This is a genomic window from Microbacterium phosphatis (genome assembly GCF_049177115.1).
GTDB classification, from domain to species: Bacteria; Actinomycetota; Actinomycetes; order Actinomycetales; family Microbacteriaceae; genus Microbacterium; species Microbacterium phosphatis.
In genome coordinates, this window is record NZ_CP185370.1 from 1,086,967 (window position 1) to 1,112,911 (window position 25,945).

A 25,945-nucleotide genomic window follows, 5' to 3' on the forward strand; every position below is an offset into this window, starting at 1 on the left:
TCGACATGCCCGAAGCCGAGCAGCTGACCGTCGCCGATGTCGCCGCGTGGCGCGCGTGGCTCGACGCGCACGAGGACGATTCCGACGGGGTGTGGCTGGTGCTCGCCAAGAAGGGCACCACCGAGCCGACCTCGCTGACGTACGCGCAGGCCCTCGACGAGGCCCTGTGCAGCGGCTGGATCGACGGACGCAAGCAGAGCGTCGACGCGGCCGTCTTCCGCCAGCACTTCACGCCGCGGCGGAAGGCGTCCCTGTGGTCCGAGCGCAACGTCGGCATCGTCGAGCGGCTGATCGCGGAGGGGCGGATGCGCCCCCGCGGGCAGGCCGAGATCGACCGGGCGAAGGGCGACGGGCGCTGGGAGCGCGCCTACGGCCCTCGCGCGTTCGCCGAGGTGCCCGATGACCTCGCGGCGGCGCTCGCCGCCACGCCCGGGGCGACCGAGGCGTTCGCCGCGCTCAACGCCCAGAACCGCTACGCCGTGCTGCACCGGGTGCACACCGCGCCGAGCCCGGCCAGCCGGGCGAACCGCATCGCCAAGCACGTCGCGATGCTCTCCGGCGGCGAGACCCCGTACCCGCAGAGCTGACCGCAGTCATCCGACGTCCCGGGTACGCTCGGTGACCATGACCGCCACCCGCCCGCCCTCCATGGCGGACGTCGCCGCCCGGGCAGGCGTCTCGCATCAGACCGTCTCCCGCGTGCTCAACTCCCACGCCTACGTCCGCACCGAGACCCGTGACCGGGTGCAGGCCGCGATCGACGCGCTCGGCTACCGGCCGAACCGCGCCGCCCGCGCCCTGGCGACCGCGCGGTCGAAGACCCTCGGCATCCTCGTCACCAACGCGACCTTCTTCGGCCCAGCCAGCACGGTCTTCGCGATCGAGGCCGCCGCCCGCGCCGCGGGCTACTTCGTCTCGATCGGGTCCCTGCCGGCCTACGACGTCGACACGGTCCGCGCCGCCCTCGACCAGCTGATCGACCAGGGTGTCGACGGCGTCCTCGTTGTCGTGCCGCAGAAGGAGGTCATGGACCACATCGACCGCGTGGCGCTGACCGTGCCCGTGGTCGCGGTCGCGGCACGCGCGGACATCCCCGCCGATTCGCCGATCCGCTACGTCGAGGTGGACCAGGCGCTCGGCAGCGCCCTCGCCACCCAGCACATGCTCGAGCTCGGACACCGTCGTCTCGTCCACGTCGCCGGCCCTGCGGGCTGGTACGACGCCGACGAGCGGGCCCGCGCCTACGTGGCGACCGCGGCCGCCGCAGGCGTCGAGCCGCGGCTCGTCCCGGCCGGCGGCTGGTCGGCGGCCGAGGGGTACGAGGTCGGCAAGCGGCTCGCCGCCGAGATCTCCGGCGGCCGGGGGCCCACGGCGGTCGTGGCGGCGAACGACACCCTCGCGATGGGCCTGCTACGCGCCTTCTGGGAGGCCGGCGTGCGGGTTCCCGACGACGTGTCGCTGGTGGGCTTCGACGACATCGACGGCAGCGAGTTCCTGGTGCCCTCGCTCACCACCGTGCGTCAGCCCTTCGCGGCGATCGGCGAGGCCGCCACCCACGCGCTTCTGGCCACCGAGGCGGGCGCCGCGCAGGTGGCGGCGGTGATCCCGCCCGCGCTGGTGATCCGCGACAGCACGGCGCCGCCCGCCTGAACACGCGGGCGTCGCACATATGTGAGCGCTAACATATGATGTGAGCGGGCCGGATCGGCCCGGGACCGGATCCGACGGTCCTGACGGCGAAGAGCCCGGGCGAGGACGCCCCGGCGGAACGGAGCACTGCGATGGCGGCAGCGACGACGATCGACGAGGCGGGCACCACGCTCGGCATCGAGCTGGGATCGACCCGGATCAAGGCGGTCCTGATCGACCGTTCGGGCGCCACGCTGGCCAGCGGCTCGCACGAGTGGGAGAACCAGCTCGTCGACGGCGTCTGGACGTACTCGCTCGAGGCCGTGCACACGGGCCTGCAGGCCGCCTACGCCGCGCTCGCGGCGGATGCAGAGGCCCGTCTCGGCGCCCGCCCCACCGCCTTCGGCGCGATCGGCGTCTCGGCCATGATGCACGGCTACCTGGCCTTCGACGCCGACGGCGAGCTGCTGGTGCCGTTCCGCACGTGGCGCAACGTCAGCACGGGCGCGGCGTCGGCCGAGCTGTCCGAGGCGCTCGGGGTGAATATCCCGCTGCGCTGGTCGGTCGCGCACGTGCACCAGGCCGCCCTGGACCGCGAGGACCACGTCGCCCGGATCCATCACCTCAACACCCTCGCCGGCTACGTCCACGAGCTGCTGACCGGCGCGCGTGTGCTCGGCGTCGGCGACGCCTCGGGGATGTTCCCCATCGACCCCGCCACCGGCGGATACGACGCCGGCCTGCTGGCCATCGCCGATGAGCGCCTCGCGGCTGCCGGTGCCGGGCACCTCGCGCTCGCCGAGGTGCTGCCCGCGGTCCTGCCCGCCGGGGCGGATGCCGGCGCGCTCACCGCGGAGGGCGCCGCGCTGCTCGACCCGACCGGCGCCCTGCGGCCCGGTGCCGTGGCCGCCCCGCCCGAGGGCGACGCCGGCACGGGCATGGTCGCCACCAACGCCGTCACCCCGCGCACGGGCAACGTCAGCGCCGGCACCAGCATCTTCGCGATGGTCGTCCTCGAGAAGTCGCTGTCGCGCGCCTACGAGGAGATCGACATCGTCACCACCCCCGCGGGCGACCCGGTGGCGATGGTGCACTGCAACAACGGCGCCAGCGAGCTCGGCGCCTGGGCGGGCGTGTTCGGCGAGTTCGCCGCCGCGCTCGGCTCGACCGCCTCGCAGGATGACGTCTTCGCCGCGCTGCTGTCCGGCGCGCTCGAGACGGGCGCCGACGACGGCCTGCTCGCCTACAACCACCTGTCGGGCGAGCCGATCGCCGAGCTGTCCGAGGGGCGGCCGCTCGTCGTCCGCACGCCCGGATCCCGTCTGAGCCTGGCCGGCTTCGCTCGCGCGCAGCTGCGGGCCGTCTTCGCCACGCTCAGCCTCGGCATGCGCACGCTCGTCGACGAGGGCGTCGCGGTCGACGCGATGTTCGCGCACGGAGGCATGTTCCGCACCGCGGGGGTCGCACAGCGCCTTCTCGCCGCCGCCGTCGAGGCACCGGTCGTCGTCGGCGAGACCGCGGGCGAGGGCGGCGCGTGGGGCATGGCGGTGCTCGGCGCCTACCGTCTCGCGGTGATCGACGGCTCGGCCGCCGGCCGCACCCTGTCGGCCTGGCTCGCGGACGAGATCTTCGCGGGCGCCGAGACCGACACCGCCGAGCCGACCGCCGACGAGATCGCCGACCACCGCGCCTACCTCGACCGCTGGGCCGCCGGCCTCGCCGCCGAGCGCGCCGCCGTCGACGCGATCCGCTGATCCTCATCCATCACCCGATCCATCCGATCCCGACTCCCAGGGAGATCCGCATGACCACCGTCCCCTCCGCCATGCGCGAGGCCGTCGACGCCGCCAAGGCGCGCGTCGCCGCCCTGCACAACGAGCTGCCCCGCTGGGAGCTCGTCGTCTGGACCGCAGGCAACGTCTCCGAGCGCGTCCCCGGCATCGACGGCCACCCCGACCTGCTGGTGATCAAGCCGTCGGGCGTCTCGTACGACGACCTCACCCCCGAGGAGATCGTTGTGTGCGACCTCGAGGGCGAGCTCATCGAGGGCTCGCGCAGCCCCTCGTCCGACACCGCGGCCCACGCCTACGTCTACCGCCACATGCCGCACGTCGGGGGAGTGGTGCACACGCACTCGACGTACGCCACCGCCTGGGCCGCGCGCGGCGAGGAGATCCCCTGCGTGCTGACCATGATGGGCGACGAGTTCGGCGGGCCGATCCCCGTCGGGCCGTTCGCGATCATCGGCGACGACTCCATCGGCCGCGGCATCGTGGCGACGCTGCAGGATCACCGCAGCCCCGCTGTGCTGATGCAGAACCACGGCCCCTTCACGATCGGCAAGGACGCCAAGTCGGCCGTCAAGGCCGCCGTCCTGCTCGAGGAGGTCGCGCGCACGGTGCACATCTCGCGCCAGCTCGGCGACCCGCTGCCGATCCCGCAGGACGCGATCGACAGCCTCTACAACCGCTACCAGAACGTCTACGGCCAGCACTGACGCGGCCCCGTCCCCCCAAGGAGCACACGCAATGACCAAGCCCTACGCAGACCGCGAGATCTGGTTCTTCACCGGATCGCAGGACCTCTACGGCGAGGAGACCCTCCGCCAGGTCGCCGAGCAGTCCCAGGAAGTGGCCCGCGCGCTCGACGTGTCGGCCGACGTCCCCGCCACGATCGTGTGGAAGCCCGTCCTGAAGGATTCGGCTTCGATCCGCCGCGCCATGCTCGACGCCAACGCCGATGACCGCGTGCTCGGCGTGATCACGTGGATGCACACCTTCAGCCCGGCCAAGATGTGGATCGCCGGCCTCGATGCGCTCCGCAAGCCGCTGCTGCACCTGCACACGCAGGCCAACGTCGAGCTGCCGTGGGACAGCATCGACTTCGACTTCATGAACCTCAACCAGGCGGCGCACGGCGACCGCGAGTACGCGTACATCGCCGCGCGTCTCGGCATCGCCCGCACCACCGTCGTGGGCCACGTGTCGAACCCGGCCGTGCAGCGCCGCGTCGGCACCTGGATCCGCGGTGCCGCCGGCTGGGCGGCCACCCACGAGCTCAAGCTCGCCCGCTTCGGCGACAACATGCGCAACGTCGCCGTCACCGAGGGCGACAAGACCGAGGCCGAGCTGCGCTTCGGCGTCTCGGTCAACACGTGGGGCGTCAACGAGCTCGTCGCGGCGATCGAGAAGGTGTCCGAGGGCGACATCGACGCCCTCGTCGCCGAGTACGAGGAGCTCTACGACGTCGTCCCCGAGCTGCGCAAGGGCGGCGAGCGCCACGAGTCGCTGCGCTACGCGGCGAGCCAGGAGATCGCGCTCGAGACGTTCCTGACCGAGATCGGCGCCAAGGCGTTCACCACGAACTTCGAGGACCTGGGCGCGCTGCGTCAGCTGCCCGGCATCGCCGTGCAGCGCCTGATGTCGAAGGGCTACGGCTTCGGCGCCGAGGGCGACTGGAAGACCGCCGTGCTGGTGCGCGCCGCGAAGGTCATGGGAGAGGGCCTCCCCGGCGGCGCCTCCCTCATGGAGGACTACACGTACGACCTGACCCCCGGTTCCGAGCTAATCCTGGGCGCGCACATGCTCGAGGTCTGCCCGAGCCTCACGACCTCGAAGCCGCGTGTGGAGATCCACCCGCTCGGCATCGGCGGCAAGGAGGACCCGGTGCGCATGGTGTTCGACGCCGACGCCACCGAGGGCGCCGTGGTCGTCTCGCTCGCGGACATGCGCGAGCGCTTCCGCCTGACCGCCAACGTGGTCGACGTCGTCACCCCGCCCGCGCCGCTGCCGCACCTGCCCGTCGCGCGCGCCGTGTGGCAGCCCCGTCCGTCGTTCGACGTCTCGGCCGAGGCGTGGCTCACCGCCGGCGGCGCGCACCACACGGTGCTCTCGACCGCTGCGGGTGTCGAGGCGTTCGAGGTCTTCGCCGACATCGCGCGCTGCGAGCTGCTGGTCATCGACGAGGCGACCACGCGCCGCGGCTTCGCCGACCAGGTGCGCTGGAACGCCGCGTACCACCGCCTGGCGCAGGGTCTGTGACCCTCGCCTGAATCGGAAGGCGGCCCGGATCCGATCCGGGCCGCCTTCCGCGGTCGTATGCCCGGATCTGTATAGGATGCGGCTGGATGCCGCGTTCTGGCGCGCGGCGGAAGGCGAGGGGCATGTCGGCCACGATGCGCGACGTCGCGAGCCGCGCCGGGGTGTCCGTCAAGACCGTCTCCAACGTCGTCAACGGCTTCGCTCACATCCGTCCGACGACCCGCGAGCGGGTCGAGGCGGCGATCGACGAGCTCGGCTACCGGATGAACATCGCGGGGCGCAATCTGCGCCGCGGTCGCACCGGGATGATCGGCCTGGCCATCCCCGAGCTGCGTGTGCCCTACTTCGCCGAGCTCGCCGACTCCTGCCTGCGCGCCGCCGAGGAGCGTGGGCTCGTGCTGCTGATCGAGCAGACCGGCGCCGGGGGAGAGCACGAACTCGACGTGCTCGCCAGCCCGCAGCGCCAGCAGACCGACGGCCTGCTGTTCTCCGCCGTCGGCATGGATCCGGACGAGAAGGCGGCCTTCGCGGTCGACTACCCGCTGGTGCTGCTGGGCGAGCGCGTATTCGACGCGGGCGTCGACCACGTCACGATGGCCAACCGCGAGGCCTCCCGTGCCGCCACCGCCCATCTCATCGACCGCGGATGCCGCCGGATCGCGGTGATCGGCGCGCACGAGGGGGAGCGCATGGGATCGGCGGCGCTGCGCTACGCGGGATACCTCGACGCCCTCGCCGAGGCCGGGATCGCGCCCGACCCGGATCTGGTCGGCGAGGCGGGCCGCTGGGTGCGCGCCACGGGCGCATCGGCGATGACGAAGATCCTCTCGGCCAGCGGGGGAGACGTCGACGGCGTCTTCGCCATGAACGACGCGCTCGCGCTCGGCGCCCTGCACGTGCTGCACGAGCACGGCCTGCGGGTGCCCCAGGACGTGCGGGTCGTCGGCTTCGACGACCTCGACGAGGTGCGCTACTCCGAGCCCCCGCTGACGTCGATCGCCCCCGGTCGCGAGCAGATCGCCCGCGTGGCCGTCGATCGCCTGCTGCGCCGCATCGAGGGCGAGGACGAGGCCCCGCGCACGGTGGTGGCCGACTTCGACCTGATCCAGCGCGAGAGCTCCCGCTAGCTCCCGCCGGATCAGCGGCGCGCGATCGTGCTGCCCCTGATCACAAGCCGCACCGGCAGGTGGTGGGTGCCCTCGCCGGTGTCGACGCCGTCGATGGCGTCGAAGACCCGCTGGGCCGCCTGACGGCCGAGGTTCTGCAGGCCGGCGTCGATGCTGGTGATCTCGGGCGTGGACCCGGTGGCCAGCGCCTCCCAGTTGTCGTAGCCGATCACGGCCACGTCGTCGGGCACGCGGCGTCCGGTGGCGTGGACGGCGTCGAGCACGCCGCGCGCGATCTGGTCGGATCCGGCGAAGACCGCGTCGATGTCGGGGTGGCGCTCCAGCAGCGCGCGCGTGGCGTCGCGCCCCCAGTGCTCGGTCCAGGAGGCGAACATCGGGTCGCCGACGAGCGCGAGGCCCGCGTGGTCGAGCGCGGCGCGGGCACCCGCGAGGCGATCCTGGGCGGCCGCATACGCCGGGTCGCCCGACACGTGGGCGATGCGCGTGCGGCCGATCGAGAGCAGATGCTCGATGGCGAGCCGGCCGCCCGAGTAGTTGTCCGGGGTGAGTGACAGGTCGTGCGGGTCGTCCGACGGCGCGTACGCGTAGACGACGGGCACGGGCAGGTCCTGCCCGAGAGACGGGCGCTGGTCGGTCTGGCGGCCCACGACGATGATCCCGTCGACGCGGCGGCTCAGCAGCGCCTGGAGGTGGTGCTGCTCGCGGATCGCGTCGCCCCGCGCGTCGCAGAGGAAGACGTTGACCTGGCCGGCGCCGAACGCGTCCTCGGCGCCCATGAGGATCGGGATCACGAAGCGGCCCTCCAGGTCGCTCGTGAGGAGCCCGACCGTGCCGCTGCGCCCCGCGAGGAGGCCACGGGCGACGTGGTTCGGGGTGAAGCCGAGAGCGTCGGCGGCGGCGCGCACACGGTCCCGCGTGGCGGGGGCGACGTCGCCGCGGTCGTTCAGCGCCTTGGAGGCGGTGGCGAGCGAGACCCTCGCCTGGGCCGCGACATCGCGCAGCGTGGTCGCCCGCGGGGTGGGATCCGCCATCGGTTCCCCCTTCCGATCGAAAGTGCGTCGAAACCTGAAACGCAACGATATCGCCGAAGTCGTTGACATCGCTCGTTTCTTGGTTCTATGGTCACCGAAAGGGCTTTCGGGATTTTCGCTCCCGCATGCCTGCCGCGGCAGAGGCGCCGCGGTCGCTCAACGAAGAGCTGAGGAGACAGCACATGCGATCCACCCCCCGAATCCGCCGCATCGCCGGCTTCACCGCCGCCGCCGCGGTGGCCGTCGCGCTCGCCGGCTGCGCGCCCGCCGACGGCGGCACCGCAGCCCCCGAGGACATCCCCGCCGAGGGCGTCGACGACGGCACCAAGCTCACCCTCTGGACCCGCGCACCCATGGAGCTGCAGGCCAATCAGCTGGTCGATGCGTACAACGCGTCGCACGAGAACCAGGTCGAGCTCACCGTCGTCCCGAACGACGACTACGTCGCCAAGGTCGGCGCCGCGGCCGGATCCGGCGGCCTGCCGGATCTGTTCGCCGCCGACATCGTCTACGTGCCCAACTGGGTGCAGGCGGGCCTGTTCGCCGACATCACCTCGCAGATCGACGGCCTCGACTACAAGGACGAGATCAACCAGGGTCACCTGAGCGCCGGCACGTTCGAGGGCAAGGAGCACGTGCTGCCGTTTGTGCTCGACCTGTCGATGATGATGTGGAACAAGGACCTCTTCGAGCAGGCGGGGCTCGACCCCGAGAAGGCGCCGGCCACCTACGACGAGTTCGTCGCCGACGCCAAGGCGGTGCAGGACCTCGGGCTCGACGGCGTGTACGGCACGGCCAGCGGCTTCAACTGCGGCGGCTGCCTGGTCTTCACCTGGTTCCCCAGCATCTGGGCATCGGGCGAGGAGGTCATGAGCGAGGACGGCACCGAGTCGCTGCTCGACGGCGAGGCCGCGACGCAGATCTACGACGGCTGGAAGGAGCTCTACGACTACGGCGCCGTGCTGCCGAGCACGGTCGACGAGACCGGCGCGACGTGGGTCGCGGCCTTCCAGGAGGGCAAGGTCGGCGTGATGCCGTTCCCGGCGACGCTCGCCGCGGGCCTGGAGTTCGACGCGGGCCTCGCCGGCCTTCCCGGCGTCGAGGGCGAGGTCTCGACCTTCGTCGGCGGCGACGGCATCGGCATCTCGAAGGACTCGAAGCTGGCGCCGCAGGCGTGGAACTTCCTGTCCTGGATGATGTCCGAGGACGCGCAGGTCGAGGTCATGGCCAAGAACGGCAACGCCGTCTCGCGCGGCGACCTGGGCGACAACGAGTACGCGGCGGCCGACCCCTTCATGGGCACGGTCAACGAGGTGGCCGCGCAGGGCGACACCCCCGTCGCCCTCAACTTCCAGCAGGCGTTCAACGCGGTGGGAAGCCCCTGGGTGACCATGATCCGCAACCGGATCCTCCAGGGCACCGATTCGCTCGAGGCCGACAACGCCGAGATCACCGCGATCCTCGGCGGCTGACGCCCTCACCTGGTGGGGCGCCCGCGACGGGCGCCCCACCCCGTCTGGAGACCTCCATGTCGACACCCTCGCGCGCCCGCCGCGCCTCCCTCGTGGGCTGGCTGTACGCCTCGCCCACCGCCATCTTCGTCATCGCCCTCTTCGTCATCCCGCTCCTGCTCGTCCTGCAGATGTCGGCCAGCGACTGGCCGCTCCTGGGCGGCAACCGCGGCCTGAACTTCCCGCAGAACTTCATCGACGCGGTCGATCACCGCCAGTTCTGGCCCGCGGTCGGGTTCACCCTGCTCTACACGGGTGTGACCACCGTGATCCTGCTGGTCGCCGGTCTCGGCCTCGCCATGCTGGTGCAGGAGTCGACCCGCTGGAAGGGCCTGCTGCGCACCGCGATCCTGGTGCCCAGCGCACTCGGTCTCGCGTCGGCGTCGCTGCTGTTCTACGTGCTCTACTCGCCCTACGCCGGCCCCTTCGCCGACCTCATGGACGACTGGGGCTTCACGTTCCTCGGCACGCCGCAGGGCGCGCTCTGGTCGACCGTGTTCCTCATCGTCTGGCGGTTCGCCGGCTTCTACATGCTCCTGATGCTCGTGGGCCTGCAGGGCATCCCTGATGAGGTCTACGAGGCCGCACGGCTCGACGGCGCGGGAGCGATGAAGTCGTTCTGGCACATCACGCTGCCGCTGCTGCGCCCCACGCTCGCGCTCACCACCGTGCTGTGCGTGACCGGCTCCCTGCTGGCGTTCGACCAGTTCTTCATCCTGACCAAGGGCGGCCCGGACAACTCGACGGTGACGATCGTGCAGCTCATCTACTCGGCCGCGTTCCAGGGGCAGAACCATCTCGGCGTCGCCTCGGCGCTGTCGGTGATCGTGCTCCTCGCTCTCGTCGGGATCAACGCGCTGCAGCTGCGGGCCTTCCGCGGCTCGGAAGAGGAGAAGTGATGGCTCTCAGTGCCGAGACCGGCCCTGTCACCCAGCTGCTGCGCACGCGACCCGCGCATCGCCGCGGCCCCGTCGCCCGCGCCGTGCTCGGGCTGCCGTACGCCGTGTTCACCGGCGCGATCGCGATCATCTTCCTGTACCCGCTGGTGTGGGCGGGCGTCTCCTCGGTCGCCCCGCGCTCCGGCAGCAGCCAGACCGACGGATGGGGCTTCGGCAACTACGCCGCGCTCGCCGACTTCCAGGCCGGCATCTGGGTCTACCTCGGCAACTCGCTGTTCGTCTCGCTGCTGACGGTGGTGCTGACGCTGCTGATCTCGTTCCTCGGCGGCTACGCGTTCGCGCGCTTCACCTTCCCGGGCAAGGATCTGCTGTTCCTCAGCGTGCTGGCGATCCTGATGGTGCCCTACGGCACGATGCTCATCCCGCTCTACGTGATCCTCAACAGCGTGGGCCTCGGCAACTCGCTGGTGGGCGTCGCGCTCGTGCTGACGATGTTCCAGCTGCCGTTCTCGATGTTCATGATGCGGATCTCCTTCGAGTCGATCCCGCGCGAGCTCGACGAGGTCGCCATGCTCGACGGCTGCGGCTCGTTCTCGGTGCTGTGGCGCGTGCTGCTGCCGATGGTGAAGCCCGGCCTCATCACCGTCGGGCTGTTCGCCTTCCTGACGGCGTGGAACGACTTCATCGGCCCGCTGATCCTCATCACCGACAGCAACCGGATGACCGTGCCGCTGGTCGTGGCGAACATGCGCGGCCAGGTGATGGGCGTCGTCGACTACGGCGCGACCACCGCCGGCGTCGTTGTGCTCGCGCTGCCGTGCATCGTCCTCTTCCTCCTCCTGCAGCGCCACTACGTGCGCGGCTTCATGTCCGGTGCGTTCAAAGGATGACCATGACCACTGCACCCGTCACCCCCGTCCCCGTCCAGGCGCCGGTCGTCCCGGCCTCCGGCGCCCTGCGCCCCCTCGGCCTCGACGAGTCCCGCATCACCGGCGGCCTCTGGGCCGAGAAGCAGAGCGTGAACGCCGCGGCCACCCTCGGTCACATCGGCCGACGGCTCGAGAGCGAGGGCTGGCTGCCCAACTTCGACCTCGCCGCCGCGGGCAGCCTCCCCGAGGGGCGCCGCGGGCGCGAGTTCGCCGACTCCGAGGTCTACAAGTGGTTCGAGGCGCTCGCCTGGGAGATCGGGCGCGGCGGATCGGACGAGCTCGAGCAGGTGTTCCGCGCGGCGGTCGCCCGCGTGGCCGCTGCGCAGGAGGCCGACGGCTACCTGAACACGATGTTCGGTCGAGAGGGCCAGCGTCCGCGCTGGAGCGATCTCGAGTGGGGCCACGAGCTGTACTGCGCGGGGCACCTCCTTCAGGCCGCCGTCGCCCGCGCCCGCACCCGCCCCGGATCCGATGACGGCCTGCTCGAGGTCGCGATCCGCGTCGCCGACCTGGTGGTGCGCGAGTTCGGCCCCGACGGGCGCGACGCGATCTGCGGCCACGCCGAGATCGAGCTGGGCCTGGCCGAGCTCGGCCGCGTGACCGGCGATGACCGTTACACCGCGCAGGCGAAGCTGTTCGTCGACCGCCACGGAGCGCACACGCTGCGGGACATCGAGCACGGCCGCGGCTACTACCAGGACGACGTCCCCGTGCGCGAGGCCCAGGCCCTGCGCGGGCACGCGGTGCGGGCGAACTACCTGTCCGCCTCGGCCGTGGACGTCGCGGTCGACACGGCCGATGCGGAGCTGCTCGCGGCTCTCGAGGGCCAGTGGGCCCGCACGGTCGCGCGCCGCACGTACATCACCGGCGGTCAGGGGGCGCGCCACTCCGACGAGGCGTTCGGCGAGGACTGGGAGCTGCCGAGCGACCGCGCGTACTCGGAGACGTGCGCCGGCATCGGATCGATCATGTTCGCCTGGCGCCTGCTGCTGGCCACGGGGGAGGCGCGCTATGCCGACCTCATCGAGCGGACGCTCTACAACGTCCTCGCGACCTCGGTCGCCGACGACGGCCGCGCGTTCTTCTACTCGAACCCGCTGCAGCAGCGGATCGAGGGCTCGGTGCCGGATCCCGATGAGACCGTCGGACGCGCCGCCACGTCGCTGCGCGCGCCGTGGTTCAGCGTCTCGTGCTGCCCGACGAACATCGGCCGCACGCTCGCCTCGCTCGGCGCGTACGCGGCCACGACCACGGACGACGGGGTGCAGCTGCACCAGTTCGCCCCGGGGGAGATCCGCACCACCACCGGCTCCGGGGCGCGCGTCGCGCTGACCGTGTCGACCGCGTACCCCGCCGACGGCGAGATCCGCGTGCGTGTGGACGAGCCGGGCGACTACGAGATCGCGCTGCGCGTGCCGGCGTGGGCCGAGGGCGCCACGCTCGACGAGCTGCCGGTCGAGCCCGGGTACGCCCGCGTGCGCGGGGCGTGGAGCCCCGGCGACGAGGTCGTGCTGGTGCTGCCGGTCGCGCCGCGCGTGACCGTGCCGGATCCGCGCATCGACGCGGTCCGCGGTGCCGTCGCCATCGAGCGCGGGCCCGAGGTGTGGGCGCTCGAGTCGATCGACCTGGGCGCAGACGTCGGGGGAGCGGCGCTCGTGCCGGGCAGCGTGCGCGCCGACGGCGGCGGCATCGTCGCCGAGTTCGTCGTGCGGGACGGCAGTGCGGCCGAGTGGCCCTATGGGAGCGCCCAGCCGGCGACGGGCGAGCGACGCACCGCCGCGCTTGTCCCGTACCGCCGCTGGGGCAACCGGGGGTCGGCCACCATGAGGGTCTTCCTCCCCCTCGCGCACTGATCCGAGAGGCGGGCGAAACTTTTCGCCCGCCTCCTCTTGCGCTCGCTTTTACATCGATGTAAAAAGGAACCCGACACCGATGTCATATCCCACAACGGAGGCGCGATGAAGCGCATGCTGTACTCCGCGAAAGCGGCCCCCTACCTGTTCGTCCTGCCGTTCATCCTCACGTTCGGCATCTTCTGGGCGTACCCCCTCGTGAACTCCGTGATCATGAGCACCCAGGACATCCTGCCGGGGCAGGTCTCGAGCGTCGGCTTCGCGAACTATGAGCGGATCGCGGGCGACCGCCTGTTCTGGCTCGCCATGGGCAACTCGTTCCGCTACATGCTGCTGACGCTGCTGATCCTGGTCCCGCTGCCGCTCGCCCTGGCGGTGCTCGTGAACTCGCGCATCACCTCGTCGCGTCTGGCGGGCATCTTCAAGTCGGCGCTGTTCGTCCCGGCGCTCACCTCGGTGGTCGTCGCGGGCATCGTGTTCCGCCTGATGTTCTCCGAGACCGAGACCGCCCTGATGAACCAGATCCTGGGGGTGTTCGGCCTCGAGCCCGAGCGCTGGCTGCGCAACGACGGCACGGCGCTGGTCGCCCTGCTGCTGCTGGCCACCTGGCGCTGGGCCGGCGTCAACATGATGTACTTCCTCGCCGGGCTGCAGGCCATCCCGGAGGAGTACTACGAGGCCGCCGCGATCGACGGCGCGAACGCGTGGCAGCGCTTCTGGAACATCACCGTGCCGGGGATGAAGCCGACCATCGTCTACGTCCTCGTCATCTCGGTGTACGGCGGGCTCGCGATGTTCCTCGAGAGCTTCATGATCTTCGGCGGCAACAACTCGCCGCAGAACATCGGCCTCACGATCGTCGGGTACCTGTACCGCCAGGGCATCGAGAAGAACGACCTCGGCTACGCATCGGCCGTGGGTGTGGTGCTGCTCGTCATCATCCTCGCGATCAACCTCGTGCAGCTCGGCGCCACGGGCGCCTTCAAGAAGGAGGCGACGCGATGAGCGAGACCCGCACCATGGTCGCGCCGGGCGTCGAGACGCCCGCCAAGCGCCGTCATCTCGGCGCCCGCACGGTCACGGCGATCGTCCTGATCGTCGGCACCCTCATCGCGCTCGTGCCCTTCTGGGCGATCTTCGTGGGCACGTTCCACGACGGCAACATGCTTGTGCGCTACGGCCTGAACCTCGGCATCGACTTCTCGGTCGCGAACTTCGACAACTGGGTGATGCTGTTCACGAACTCCGGGTCCTACTTCACCTGGTTCTTCAACTCGCTGCTGCTGACCGCGGCGCAGGTCGTGTTCACGCTGCTCGTGTCGTCGTTCGTCGCGTACGGCTTCGCCATGTACGAGTTCCGGTTCAAGACCACGCTGTTCATCCTCGTCATCGTGCTCATGACGATCCCGTTCGAGATGCTGATGCTGCCGCTGTACGTGCAGACCAACAACATGGGCCTGTCCGACTCGTACGCGGCCGTGCTGCTGCCGTTCCTCGCGCAGGCGACGACGATCTTCTTCTTCCGCCAGTACCTCCTCGGGGTGCCGCGGGAGATCCTCGAGGCCGGCCGGATCGACGGCGTCACCGAGTTCGGGATCTTCTTCAAGCTCGTGCTGCCGATCATGACCCCCGCGATGGCGGCCATGGCGATCCTCAACGGCATGGCCAGCTGGAACAACTTCCTGTGGCCGCTGCTGGTGCTGCGCACGCCCGAGAAGTACACGCTGCCCATCGGCCTCAACACGCTGCTCACGCCCTACGGCAACAACTACGAGCTGCTCATCGTCGGGGCGTTCTTCTCGATCTTCCCGATCATGATCCTGTTCTTCGCCTTCCAGCGCTTCTTCATCGCGGGCATGACCGCGGGTGCCGTCAAGGGCTGATCAGAAGCACTTTCCCTCCGTACGTCCCCACCCCCCACCAGGAATGCAAGAGAGTCGAAGGAGACCTCACATGAACATCCGCCGCATCATCGGAGGCGCCGCGATCGGCGCCCTCGGAATCGCCTCCCTCGCCGGCTGCGCCCAGCCCGGAGGCAGCCCCGAGCCCGAGTACACCAGCACGGTCGATCAGGAGGCGGGCGAGGACGCCACCACCCTGTCGCTGTGGACCTTCGTCGAGCTCCACGGCGAGTTCTACGAGAACATGGCCAAGGTCTGGAACGAGGAGAACCCGGACAAGCAGGTCAAGATCGACGTCAGCGTCATGCCGTACGACGACATGCACAACAAGCTGCAGCTGGCGCTGAACTCGGGCCAGGGCGTGCCGGACGTCGTCGACATCGAGGTGTCGAAGTTCCCGGGCTTCACGCAGGGCGAGCCCGCCCTCGTCGACCTCACCGAGGCGGCCGCGCCGTACGTCGACGACATCGTCAAGGCCCGTCTCGACCTGTACTCGAAGGACGGCGCCCTCTACGGCCTCGACATGCATGTCGGCACGACCGTCGCGTACTACAACACCGAGCTGCTCGAGTCGGCCGACATCGACTACACGACCATCAAGACGTGGGACGACTTCAAGGCCGCCGGTGTCGCCTACAAGGAGGCCACCGGCAAGGAGTTCGGCACGGCCGACACGTCGGCCATGTGGCAGGAGGCCGTGCTGCTCGGCCAGCTCGGCGGCGACTACGCCGACGCCGACGGCAAGCCGACCGTCGACAGCCCCGAGGTCGCCGAGGCGCTCGCGCTGCTGAAGGACCTGCAGGACTCCGGCGCCGAGGGCATCATCCCCGGTGGCCAGCCCGACACCGAAGAGGCCTACGGCGCCATCAACAACGGCGACTTCGCGGCCTTCATCATGCCCAGCTGGTTCATGTCGCGCTTCACGTCGTACATGCCCGACCTCGCCGGCAAGATCGCGGTCGCCCCTGTCCCCGTGATGGACGGCGCCGAGTTCGCCACCGTCGGCGGCGGCGGCACCGGCACGGCCGTCCCCTCGGCCGGCGAGAACAGCGAGCTCGCGGCCGAGTACGCCGCCTTCGCGAAGCTCTCGTACGAGGGCAACGTCATGGTGTGGGAGAAGCTCGGCTTCGACCCGCTGAACACCGAGGTGTGGGCCGACGAGGCCGTCACGCACAACCCGGACAACGAGTTCGTGAAGTACTTCGTCAACAACCCGTTCGACGCGTTCAACGCGGTCAAGGACTCGATCGGCCTGCTGCAGTCGCAGACGACGCCCGCCTACCCCGCGATCAACAACAACTTCACCACCGTCACGCTCAACGAGGTCTTCGAGAACGGCACGCCGATCGAGGACGCCCTCGACCAGGCGCAGTCCGACCTCGAGAACGAGCTCGGCTGACCTTCGCCCCCTTCTGACGGGGGCGCCGCGACCGTCGCGACGCCCCCGCCGATCGGTGTGCCCCTCCGGCGCACCGGCCACGGGCGCGCCGACTCCCGGCCGCCCGTGACACGCCCGCACGCCCCCGAAAGGACCTCCTCTCATGCTGACCGCCTCCGTCACGGTCGACCCCGCGTTCACCGTCGGGCCCGTCCGCCCGCGCACCTTCGGCTCGTTCGTCGAGCACCTGGGGCGCTGCGTCTACACGGGCATCCACGACCCCGGCCACCCCACGGCCGACGCCGACGGCTTCCGCGGCGACGTGCTCGAGCTCACGCGCGAGCTGGGCGTCTCGACCGTGCGCTACCCGGGCGGCAACTTCGTCTCCGGCTACCGCTGGGAGGACGGTGTCGGCCCCGTCGACCAGCGCCCCCGCCGTCTCGACCTCGCCTGGCACTCGACCGACCCCAACCTCGTGGGCGTGGACGAGTTCATCCGCTGGTGCCGCACGGCCGGCGTCGAGCCGATGATGGCCGTGAACCTCGGCACCCGCGGGGTGCAGGACGCGCTCGACCTCCTCGAGTACTGCAACGGCACCGCCGACACCCACTTCGCCAACCTGCGCCGGGCCAACGGCTCGGAGGAGGCCTACGACATCCGCATGTGGTGCCTGGGCAACGAGATGGATGGCCCCTGGCAGATCGGCCACAAGACGGCCGAGGAGTACGGCCGCCTCGCCGCCGAGACCGCGCGGGCCATGCGCATGGTCGATCCGGATCTCGAGCTGGTCGCCTGCGGATCGTCGTCCTCGACGATGCCGACCTTCGGATCCTGGGAGCAGACCGTTCTCACCGAGGCCTACGAGCACGTCGACTTCGTCTCGGCCCACGTGTACTACTACGAGGAGGACGGCGACCTGGCCTCCTTCCTCGCCTCGGCCGTGAACATGGATCACTTCATCGAGTCGGTCGTCGCGACCGCCGACGCCGTGCGCGCCGCGGGCAAGCACGACAAGCGGATCGCCATCTCGTTCGACGAGTGGAACGTCTGGTACCAGAAGCGCGCGGAGTCGAAGGTCCCGGAGGGCGACGACTGGCCCGTCGCACCCGTCCTGCTCGAGGACAAGTACAACGTCGCGGACGCCGTCGTGGTGGGCAACCTCCTGATCTCGCTGCTGCGTCACACCGACCGCGTGCACGCCGCCTCGCTCGCCCAGCTCGTGAACGTGATCGCGCCGATCATGACCGAGCCCGGCGGTCGCAGCTGGCGCCAGACGATCTTCCACCCGTTCGCGCTGACGGCGCGACACGCCGCGGGAGATGTGCTGCGCCTCGCGATCGAGTCGCCGGTTCACGACACGGCGAAGTACGGCTCCGTCGCCGCGCTGGACGCCGTCGCGACCCACGATCCGGAGACCGGCGACGTCACCGTGTTCGCGGTCAACCGCTCGGCGACCGACGAGCTCGATCTGTCCGTCGCGGTGCGCGGACTCGGGGATCTGCGGCTCGTGGAGGCCCTGACGCTGTCGAATCCCGACCACACCTGGTCGGCCACGGCGGACGACGCCGACTCGGTCGTGCCGCGCGCCAACGACACCGCCTCGGTGTCGGGGGAGCAGGTCGCCGCGACCCTCCCGCCGGTCTCCTGGTCGGTCATTCGTCTCACTCAGGGGTGAATTCAGCTCTCTCGCAACGAGAACCGGGTCGGGAGGGGTTAGAGTCTCTCCCAGTGTGAACGTGCACACAACTTATGTGAGCGCTAACATGTTTCACACACCCGGGTGTCCCGACCCGGTTCTCGAGGAAGAGAGAGGCACTGCAATGAAGCGAACTGCCCTGCGGTTCATCACCACGACCGCGGCGATCACCCTGGCGATCGGCCTTGCTGGCTGCGCCAGCTCCGCCGCTCCCGCCGGCGACGGCGACAAGGGCGCCGCAACCGAGGACCTCACGGTCGGCGTCGCCATGCCGACCGAGACCTCGGAGCGCTGGATCAACGACGGCGACGCCGTCAAGTCGCAGCTCGAGGAGGCCGGCTACGGCGTCGACCTCCAGTACGCGAACGACGACATCCCCACGCAGCAGCAGCAGATCGAGCAGATGATCACCAAGGGTGCCGACATCCTGATCGTCGCCTCCATCGACGGCACGGCTCTCGCGAGCCAGCTGAAGACCGCCGCCGACAAGGGCATCCCGGTCATCGCGTACGACCGCCTGATCAACGGCACCGAGGACGTCGACTTCTACGTCACGTTCGACAACTACACGGTGGGCGTTCAGCAGGCCACCTCGCTCCTCCAGGGCCTCGGCTACCTCGACGCCGACGGCAAGGAGACGGGCCTCACCGACAAGAAGATCATCGAGCTGTTCGCCGGTTCGCCCGACGACAACAACACGGGCTTCTTCTTCGACGGCGCCATGGACACGCTCAAGCCCTACCTCGACGACGGCCGCCTGACGGTCGGCTCGGGGCAGACGAACATGGACCAGGTCGCCACGCTGCGCTGGGACGGCGCCACCGCCCAGAAGCGCATGGAGGACCTCCTGACGTCGACCTACGGCGGCGGCTCGGGCCAGCTCGACGGCGTTCTCGCCCCCTACGACGGCATCTCGCGCGGCATCATCACCGCGCTGCAGAACGCCGGCTACGGCGACACCATCGAGGCGGGTCTGCCGGTCGTCTCCGGCCAGGACGCTGAGATCGCGTCGGTCAAGCTCATCAACGACGGCGTGCAGTTCGCGACGATCTTCAAGGACACCCGCAAGCTCGCCTCGCAGGCGGTCGCCGCGGCCCAGTCCTACGCCGAGGGTGACGAGCCCGAGGCGAACGACACCGAGACCTACGACAACGGCAAGAAGGTCGTGCCGTCGTACCTCCTCGAGTCGGACATCGTCGTGAAGGACAACATCACGCCGCTGCTCGTCGACTCCGGCTACTGGACGGCCGACGAGGTCGCCTCGGGCGTCTCGGAGTAATCCGACACCCTCCATCTGGCGGTGCCCGCCGGACGCGACCTCCGTCGCGCCCGGCGGGCACCGCCGCCGAACCCACCCGAAGGGACGGACGATGACTGACGCGATCCTCGAGATGCGTGGCATCACCAAGGATTTCCCCGGCGTGAAGGTGCTCAAGGGAGTCAACCTGAGCGTCGCGCGCGGCGAGATCCACGCCATCTGCGGCGAGAACGGCGCCGGCAAGTCGACGCTCATGAAGGTTCTCTCCGGCGTCTACCCGCATGGAAGCTACGGCGGCGACATCCTGTTCGACGGCCAGGAGGTCTCCTTCTCGTCGATCCGCGACTCCGAGCAGCAGGGCATCGTGATCATCCACCAGGAGCTGGCCCTCGTGCCGTTCCTGTCCGTGGCCGAGAACATCTTCCTGGGCAACGAGCGCGTGCGCGGCGGCCTGATCGACTGGAACCAGGCCAACCACGAGGCGGCCGAGTACATGGCCCGCGTGGGCCTGAGCGAGAACCCGACGACCCCCGTCGGTCAGCTCGGCGTCGGCAAGCAGCAGCTGATCGAGATCGCGAAGGCGATGACGAAGGACGTCAAGCTCCTCATCCTCGACGAGCCGACCGCCGCCCTCAACGACACCGACTCCGAGCACCTGCTCGGCCTGCTGCGCGAGCTGCGTGACCAGGGCATCACCTGCATCATCATCAGCCACAAGCTCGGCGAGATCGAGGCGGTCGCCGACTCGACCACGATCATCCGCGACGGCGAGTCGATCGAGACGATCGACATGCACGGCGCCGACGCCTCGCAGGACCGGATCATCCGCGGCATGGTGGGGCGCTCGCTCGACCACCGCTTCCCGGACCGCACCCCCCAGATCGGCGAGGAGATCTTCCGCGTCGAGAACTGGACCGTCCGCCACCCGACGCAGGCCGACCGCCTCGTCGTCGACGACGCGACCATCTCGGTCCGCGCCGGCGAGATCGTCGGCATCGCGGGCCTGATGGGCGCCGGTCGCACCGAGTTCATGATGAGCGTGTTCGGCCAGTCGTACGGCCGCGACATCTCCGGGCGCGTGCTGCTGCACGGCAAGGAGATCCGCACCCGCACCGTGAAGGACGCGATCGCCAACGGCATCGCGTACGTCTCGGAGGACCGCAAGCACTACGGCCTCAACCTGATCTCGGACATCCGCACCAACATCACGGCCGCGGCCCTGGACAAGCTCTCGGACTGGGCGTCGTTCGTCAACGGCAACGAGGAGATCAAGGTCTCCGAGGAGTACCGCCGCGCGATGAACATCAAGACTCCGACGGTGATGCAGACCGTGGGCAACCTCTCCGGTGGAAACCAGCAGAAGGTCGTCCTGTCGAAGTGGCTGTTCTCGGACCCGGAGGTGCTGATCCTCGACGAGCCGACCCGCGGCATCGACGTCGGCGCCAAGTATGAGATCTACGAGATCATCAACCAGCTCGCGGCCCAGGGCAAGGCCATCATCGTCGTCTCCAGCGAGCTGCCCGAGCTGCTGGGCATGAGCGACCGCATCTACACCCTCGCCTACGGCCGGATCACCGGCCAGCTGCCCGTCGAGGAGGCCACCCAGGAGAACCTGATGAGCCTCATGACCATCGAGAAGAACCAGAAGGAGGCCGCGGCATGAGCAATGTCCTGGCTGAGACCAAAGACCTGTTCACGCGCAACCTCCGCACGTCCGGCATCTACATCGCGTTCGTCGCGATCGTGCTGCTGTTCACGGTCCTGACCGGCGGTCTGCTGCTGAACCCGGAGAACATCACCAACCTCGTTCTCCAGAACGCGCACATCCTGATCATGGCCCTCGGCATGATCATGATCATCGTCGCGGGCCACATCGACCTGTCGGTCGGCTCGGTGCTGGCGTTCGCGTCCGCCGTGTCGGCTGTGCTCGTCATCCGCGAGGGCATGCCCTGGTGGGTCGGCCTGCTCGGCGCCGTCATCGTGGGTGTGCTCGTGGGCGCGTGGCACGGATTCTGGGTGGCCTACGTCGGCATCCCGGCGTTCATCGTGACCCTGGCGGGCATGCTCCTGTTCCGCGGCCTGACGCTCGTTGTCCTGCAGAACGTCTCGCTGTCGCCCTTCCCGTCCGAGTACAAGACGATCGCCACCGACTTCTCGCGCGGCCTGTTCGGCGAGATCGTCGTGGGTCAGAGCACGGGTCTCAAGGCCGTTCCGGTCACGGTCGACGTGTTCACGCTGGTCATCGGCGTGCTCGCCGTCGGCGCGTTCATCCTGTCGCAGGTGCGCAGCCGCCGCGCTCGCGTGGGCTACAACCAGAAGGTCGAATCGAACGTCCTGTTCATCCTGAAGCTCGTTGTGGTCGCCGTGGTCGTTATGGCGTTCGCGTGGGCCCTGGCCTACAACCGCGGCTTCCCGTACGTCCTCATCGTGCTCGGTGTGCTCGTGCTGGTGTACCAGCTGGTCACCAACCGCACGGTGTTCGGCCGTCACGTCTACGCCGTGGGTGGCAACCTCGCCGCCGCGCAGCTGTCGGGTGTGAACGTCGCCCGCGTGAACTTCTGGCTGTTCGTGCACATGGGCCTGCTGACCGGCATCGCCGCGGCGGTGTTCTCGGGTCGCTCCAACGGCGCGCAGCCGAACATGGGCAACAGCTTCGAGCTCGACGTGATCGCGGCCTGCTTCATCGGCGGCGCCTCGACCACCGGCGGCATCGGCCGCGTGACCGGCGCCCTCGTGGGTGGTCTCGTGATGGCCGTGATGTCGAACGGCATGTCGCTCATGGGTGTCCCGCAGTCGCTGCAGCCGATCGTCAAGGGCCTCGTGCTCCTGATCGCCGTCGCGTTCGACATCTACAACAAGCGTCGCGCCGGCGCCGCGCGCTGATCCGCGTCGCCTGACAGCGAACGGGCCGCTCCCCTCGGGGAGCGGCCCGTTCGTCGTCCGGGGGAGGATCAGGGCAGGATCGTGTCCACATAGCCCCCGTCGACGCGCACGGCGGCGCCGGTGGTCGCCGAGGCCAGGGGCGAGGCGAGGTACGCGACCATGTTGGCGATCTCCTGCGGCTCGATCAGGCGCTGCAGCAGCGACTGCGGGCGGTGGGTGCGCATGAACTCGCGCTGCGCCTCCTCCCACGGCAGGCTCTCGTCGACGAGCTCGTAGACGAAGGTCTCGACGCCGCCGGTGTGCGTGGGGCCCGCGATGACCGAGTTGACCGTCACCCCGGTGCCCGCGGCGTCCTTCGCGAAGCCGCGCGAGACGGCCAGCAGGGCGGTCTTCGACATGCCGTAGTGGATCATCTCGGCGGGGATCACGATCGCCGAGTCGCTGGCGATGTTCTGGATCCGCCCCCACCCGCGCGCCTTCATGCCGGGCAGGGTCGCGCGGATCAGGCGCACCGCCGCGAGCACGTTGACCTCGAAGTAGCGGCGCCACTCGTCGTCGTCGATCTCGAGCGGCGCCTCGGCGCCGAAGATCCCGAGGTTGTTGATGAGGATGTCGACGTCGCCCGTCGCCGAGAGCACCGCGTCGGCGCCGCCGGGCTGCGTGACGTCGCCGGGGGCCGCGATCAGCTCGCGGCCCGGTGCCGCGAGGTCGGCGATCGTCGCCTCGACCTTGTCCGCCGTGCGCCCGTTGATGGCGACGCGCGCCCCCGCGTCCGCGAGGGTCGCCGCGATCGCCCGCCCGATACCCTGCGTCGAGCCCGTGACCAGTGCCGTCCTGCCGCTCAGATCGATCTGCATGGTGAGGGGAACCGGCGCGCCCGCGTGGGCATTCCGGATCCGGATCGCGCGGTTCGCGAGGGGATCCCGGGTTCTCAGGGTCGGATCGCGGATCCTCGTCCTGAGTTCGCGGGATCCCCTCCCGTCACGGGGCGATCAGTCTCCGAGCTCGGCGTGCTGCGCCAGCGTGCCTCCCGGCTCGACGCCGATGACGACGTCGATCCCGAGCCGGCGCAGGAACGTGTGGTCGTGGCTCACGATCAGCAGCGCGCCTCGGTAGGACTCGAGGGCCTCGGCGAGCTGCTCGACGCTTGTGATGTCGAGGTTGTTCGTCGGCTCGTCGAGGATCAGCAGCTGCGCGGGCGGATCGGCGAACAGCAGCTTCGCGAGGGCCACGCGGAACCGCTCGCCGCCGGACAGCGTGCCGACCGGGCGGTCGAGCGCGCTGCCGCGCAGCAGCAGCCGGGCGAGCTGGTTGCGCAGCTCGCCCGGGGCGGTGGCCGGTGCGGCGTCGCGGGCGTTGTCCACGGCCGACCGGGCGTCGTCGAGGTCGTCGAGCCGCTGACGCAGGTAGCCCACGCGCTCGGTCAGCAGGCGTCCGCCGACCCGGCCCGGCTCAGGATCGGCGCCGGAGACGAGCTGCTCGAGCAGGGTCGTCTTCCCGGCGCCGTTCGGGCCGACGAGGGCGACGCGCTCCGGCCCCTGGATCGTGATGATCCGCGATCCGTCGGTCAGCTCGGCGATCCTGCGGCCGCGGGGCACATCGGGATCGGGGAGTGTCAGGTGGATGTGCTCCTCCTCGCGGATGCGGGCATCGGCCGCGTCGACCGCGGCCTGGGCCTCGGTCACGCGGTCGTCGAGGGTGCCGCGCATCTTGCCCGCCGTCCCCTCGGCGCGGTTCTTGCGGCCGTTGGCGAGGATCTTCGGCATGTTCTCGGCCGACTTCTTCCCCGCGCGGGCCCGGGCGGCGAGCTTCGCCTCGGCCTCGATGCGCTCGCGCTTCTCGACCTTCAGCTGCGCCTGCGCGGTGCGGGCCGCCTGCGCCGCGGCGTTCTGCTCCTGGTCGATGTGCGCCCGGAACGCGCTGTAGCCGCCGCCGAACACCTCGAGCCGCGCGCCGCGGTCGCGTGCGGCCTGGCCGAGGCCGGACGACCGCAGCTCGGCCGTGTGCTCCATGCGGTCGAGCAGCTCGAGGTCGTGGCTGACGATGATCAGCGTCCCCGGCCAGTCCTCGATGAGCCCCGCCAGGCGCTGCCGTGTCGGGCGGTCGAGGTTGTTGGTCGGTTCGTCGAGCAGGGTGATCGGCGTGCGGCGCAGGCGCAGACCGGTGATGGCGATGAGCATCGCCTCGCCGCCGGACAGCTCGCCGACCCGGCGATCCAGATCCCGCGCGCCGAACCCGATCTCGGACAGCGCGAGGTCGGCGCGGGACTCGATGTCCCAGTCGTCGCCGACGGCGTCGAAGTGCACCACGTCGACGTCACCGGATTCGATCGCGCGCAGGCCGGTGAGGATCGGGGCGATGCCGAGCAGGTCGGCGACCGTCGTCTCTCGGTCGAGGGTGAGCGTCTGTGGCAGGTAGCCGACGTCGCCGGCGGTGTCGATGCGTCCGGTCGTGGGCGTGTGCAGGCCGGCGATGAGCTTCAGCAGCGTCGATTTGCCGACGCCGTTGCGGCCGACGAGGCCGGTGCGCCCGGCGGGGAACGTGCCGCTCAGCGAGTCGAGGGCGACGGATCCGTCCGGCCACTCGAAGGAGACATCGAGCAGGGTGACGGCAGAGGAGGGGGACAGAGCCATGTCAGGGAGACCTTTCGGGGCGTAGTGAAAAGAGCACGCACCCGATGACTCCGGGTGCCGGCTTAGTTCCTGTCGACCTCGATCTCCATGTCGTCCACGGTATCAGCGGGCCCCGGGCATCCGGAAACCCGGGCGTGTCGCGGCGTCGCCCGTCGCGTGTGACGACGCGTGACGTCACGCCTCGTCACACGGGGCCGCGGTGTCGGAGGCCGCACGTAGCGTGGGGGCATCGCGGCGGTCCGGGTGGTCCCGGGGCACGGCTCATACCCGGTGCTGCTGCAGGTTCGACTCCTGCCGTCGTGTCGGATCTCGGCCGCGCGCTCGGTCAACGACCGTTCGGCGCGGTGTGCTCGATGTCCAGCCGGACGCGCTGGGCGGCGAAGCGGGCGACGCTGAACTGCAGGGGAGTGCCGTCGACGAGTGCGTCGAGCGACTCGGTCACGAGCACGATGGCGCCGGGGTCGAGCTGCAGCAGCGCCGCCTCGGCCGCCGTGGCGTGGCGCGCCGCGACGGCGGTCGAGACGCGGATGTAGTCGTCCACGCCGCTGGCGCGCAGCGCGGCCGTGATCGACGAGGTCCGGTGCAGGCGGGAGGCGATGTCGGGCAGGCGCGCGGCGTCGAACCAGTGCGTGCCGAGGGCGAGCGGCTGGCCGTCGACCGCGCGCAGCGTCTCGACGCGCACGCCGCGGCCGTCGGCGATCCCGAGCCGGTCGGCGACCGCCGGGGGAGCCGCCTCCGTGGCGCTCTCGAGCACGCGCCCCGTGGGCGAGCTGCGGTCGCCGAGGCTCGTCGTCAGCCGGGTGCGCATGCCGATCCGGTGCCGGTGGACCGCGCCGCCCGTGACGAAGGTGCCCGATCCGCGGCGCGATTCGACGAGCCCGTCGCCCGCGAGGGCGGCGATCGCCTGGCGCGCGGTGTGGCGGTTCACGGCGAAGCGCTCGGCGAGCGCGGCCTCCGTGGGGAGCTTGTCGCCCTCGCGCAGGCGCCCCTCGCCGATGTCGGCGCGCAGCTCCTCGGCGATGAGCCGCCATGCCGAGTAGCCCGTCGCGTGACGGCCGGCCGCGGTGTCGGTCATGATGCCCCTGTCCTGTTCATCCGGAGTTCACGGGATCGTGGCCGGCGCGTTCCGCATCGCCCACCTGCCGCTTCACATCTCGAGCGTAGCGTCTGGGTTGTC

21 protein-coding genes and 1 tRNA gene are annotated in these 25,945 nt (G+C 70.3%); 18 read left to right on the forward strand and 4 right to left on the reverse strand.

Translation table 11 applies throughout. From position 1 onward, the window contains the following. The first annotated feature begins 5 nt into the window (after positions 1-5). The 6 genes from ACOKGD_RS05135 (at position 6) to ACOKGD_RS05160 (ending at position 6,796) form a co-directional block, all read left to right on the forward strand. Complete coding sequence (locus ACOKGD_RS05135; protein WP_342335359.1) at positions 6-587, forward strand: YdeI/OmpD-associated family protein; 582 nt, start codon at positions 6-8, stop codon at positions 585-587. Positions 588-624: 37 nt separating this feature from the next. Further along, positions 625-1,650, forward strand: a complete 1,026-nt coding sequence (locus ACOKGD_RS05140; protein WP_342335357.1) for a LacI family DNA-binding transcriptional regulator — start codon at positions 625-627, stop codon at positions 1,648-1,650. Positions 1,651-1,781: 131 nt separating this feature from the next. Then, on the forward strand, positions 1,782-3,383 hold the full coding sequence (locus ACOKGD_RS05145) for an FGGY-family carbohydrate kinase (RefSeq protein ID WP_342335355.1): 1,602 nt from the start codon (positions 1,782-1,784) through the stop codon (positions 3,381-3,383). Between the two features lie 50 nt (positions 3,384-3,433). Beyond that, positions 3,434-4,126, forward strand: a complete 693-nt coding sequence (locus ACOKGD_RS05150; protein ID WP_342335353.1) for an L-ribulose-5-phosphate 4-epimerase — start codon at positions 3,434-3,436, stop codon at positions 4,124-4,126. Positions 4,127-4,157: 31 nt separating this feature from the next. Continuing rightward, positions 4,158-5,669 carry an L-arabinose isomerase gene (gene araA, locus ACOKGD_RS05155; RefSeq protein WP_342335352.1) on the forward strand — a complete coding sequence of 504 codons (1,512 nt, stop codon included), beginning with the start codon at positions 4,158-4,160 and terminating at the stop codon, positions 5,667-5,669. A gap of 122 nt (positions 5,670-5,791) precedes the next feature. Next, positions 5,792-6,796, forward strand: a complete 1,005-nt coding sequence (locus ACOKGD_RS05160; protein WP_342335351.1) for a LacI family DNA-binding transcriptional regulator — start codon at positions 5,792-5,794, stop codon at positions 6,794-6,796. A gap of 11 nt (positions 6,797-6,807) precedes the next feature. Here the strand turns inward: ACOKGD_RS05160 and ACOKGD_RS05165 are convergent, their stop codons facing one another. Further along, positions 6,808-7,827 (reverse strand): LacI family DNA-binding transcriptional regulator, encoded by a 1,020-nt coding sequence (locus ACOKGD_RS05165; RefSeq protein WP_342335350.1) that lies wholly within the window; start codon positions 7,825-7,827, stop codon positions 6,808-6,810. 182 nt (positions 7,828-8,009) lie between these two features. Here ACOKGD_RS05165 and ACOKGD_RS05170 point away from each other — a divergent pair, with 182 nt between their 5' ends. From ACOKGD_RS05170 to mmsB, 11 genes are all read left to right on the forward strand, one after another. Next, positions 8,010-9,299, forward strand: a complete 1,290-nt coding sequence (locus ACOKGD_RS05170; RefSeq protein ID WP_342335349.1) for an ABC transporter substrate-binding protein — start codon at positions 8,010-8,012, stop codon at positions 9,297-9,299. 56 nt (positions 9,300-9,355) lie between these two features. Then, complete coding sequence (locus tag ACOKGD_RS05175) at positions 9,356-10,237, forward strand: carbohydrate ABC transporter permease (protein WP_342335348.1); 882 nt, start codon at positions 9,356-9,358, stop codon at positions 10,235-10,237. Beyond that, positions 10,237-11,127, forward strand: coding sequence for a carbohydrate ABC transporter permease (locus tag ACOKGD_RS05180; RefSeq protein WP_342335347.1), 891 nt, complete (start codon positions 10,237-10,239; stop codon positions 11,125-11,127). Before ACOKGD_RS05175 ends, ACOKGD_RS05180 begins: the two co-directional genes overlap by 1 nt. Beyond that, positions 11,124-13,019: a glycoside hydrolase family 127 protein gene (locus tag ACOKGD_RS05185; RefSeq protein ID WP_342335345.1), complete on the forward strand. Its 1,896-nt coding sequence runs from the start codon at positions 11,124-11,126 to the stop codon at positions 13,017-13,019. Before ACOKGD_RS05180 ends, ACOKGD_RS05185 begins: the two co-directional genes overlap by 4 nt. Before the next feature lie 105 nt (positions 13,020-13,124). Beyond that, positions 13,125-14,024 (forward strand): carbohydrate ABC transporter permease, encoded by a 900-nt coding sequence (locus ACOKGD_RS05190; RefSeq protein WP_342335343.1) that lies wholly within the window; start codon positions 13,125-13,127, stop codon positions 14,022-14,024. Then, positions 14,021-14,902 carry a carbohydrate ABC transporter permease gene (locus ACOKGD_RS05195; protein WP_342335341.1) on the forward strand — a complete coding sequence of 294 codons (882 nt, stop codon included), beginning with the start codon at positions 14,021-14,023 and terminating at the stop codon, positions 14,900-14,902. The genes ACOKGD_RS05190 and ACOKGD_RS05195 overlap by 4 nt, the downstream gene beginning before the upstream one ends. Before the next feature lie 70 nt (positions 14,903-14,972). Continuing rightward, positions 14,973-16,319 carry an ABC transporter substrate-binding protein gene (locus ACOKGD_RS05200; protein WP_342335340.1) on the forward strand — a complete coding sequence of 449 codons (1,347 nt, stop codon included), beginning with the start codon at positions 14,973-14,975 and terminating at the stop codon, positions 16,317-16,319. 142 nt (positions 16,320-16,461) lie between these two features. Continuing rightward, positions 16,462-17,973 (forward strand): arabinosylfuranosidase ArfA, encoded by a 1,512-nt coding sequence (locus tag ACOKGD_RS05205; protein WP_342335338.1) that lies wholly within the window; start codon positions 16,462-16,464, stop codon positions 17,971-17,973. Between the two features lie 145 nt (positions 17,974-18,118). Further along, positions 18,119-19,273, forward strand: coding sequence for a multiple monosaccharide ABC transporter substrate-binding protein (gene chvE / locus ACOKGD_RS05210; RefSeq protein WP_342335336.1), 1,155 nt, complete (start codon positions 18,119-18,121; stop codon positions 19,271-19,273). A 91-nt stretch (positions 19,274-19,364) separates the two neighbouring features. Next, positions 19,365-20,915 carry a multiple monosaccharide ABC transporter ATP-binding protein gene (gene mmsA / locus ACOKGD_RS05215; RefSeq protein WP_342335335.1) on the forward strand — a complete coding sequence of 517 codons (1,551 nt, stop codon included), beginning with the start codon at positions 19,365-19,367 and terminating at the stop codon, positions 20,913-20,915. Further along, positions 20,912-22,135 (forward strand): multiple monosaccharide ABC transporter permease, encoded by a 1,224-nt coding sequence (gene mmsB / locus ACOKGD_RS05220; protein ID WP_342335333.1) that lies wholly within the window; start codon positions 20,912-20,914, stop codon positions 22,133-22,135. Before mmsA ends, mmsB begins: the two co-directional genes overlap by 4 nt. A 68-nt stretch (positions 22,136-22,203) precedes the next feature. Here the strand turns inward: mmsB and ACOKGD_RS05225 are convergent, their stop codons facing one another. Together ACOKGD_RS05225 and ACOKGD_RS05230 are read right to left on the reverse strand one after the other, a co-directional pair. After that, positions 22,204-22,992 carry an SDR family NAD(P)-dependent oxidoreductase gene (locus ACOKGD_RS05225; protein ID WP_342335332.1) on the reverse strand — a complete coding sequence of 263 codons (789 nt, stop codon included), beginning with the start codon at positions 22,990-22,992 and terminating at the stop codon, positions 22,204-22,206. Between the two features lie 135 nt (positions 22,993-23,127). Next, positions 23,128-24,768 (reverse strand): ABC-F family ATP-binding cassette domain-containing protein, encoded by a 1,641-nt coding sequence (locus ACOKGD_RS05230; RefSeq protein ID WP_342335331.1) that lies wholly within the window; start codon positions 24,766-24,768, stop codon positions 23,128-23,130. A 230-nt stretch (positions 24,769-24,998) separates the two neighbouring features. Here ACOKGD_RS05230 and ACOKGD_RS05235 point away from each other — a divergent pair. Continuing rightward, positions 24,999-25,071 (forward strand) — tRNA-Met (locus ACOKGD_RS05235). Positions 25,072-25,093: 22 nt separating this feature from the next. Here ACOKGD_RS05235 and phnF read toward each other — a convergent pair. Next, positions 25,094-25,843 carry a phosphonate metabolism transcriptional regulator PhnF gene (gene phnF / locus ACOKGD_RS05240; RefSeq protein WP_342335329.1) on the reverse strand — a complete coding sequence of 250 codons (750 nt, stop codon included), beginning with the start codon at positions 25,841-25,843 and terminating at the stop codon, positions 25,094-25,096. Positions 25,844-25,945 lie beyond the last annotated feature (102 nt).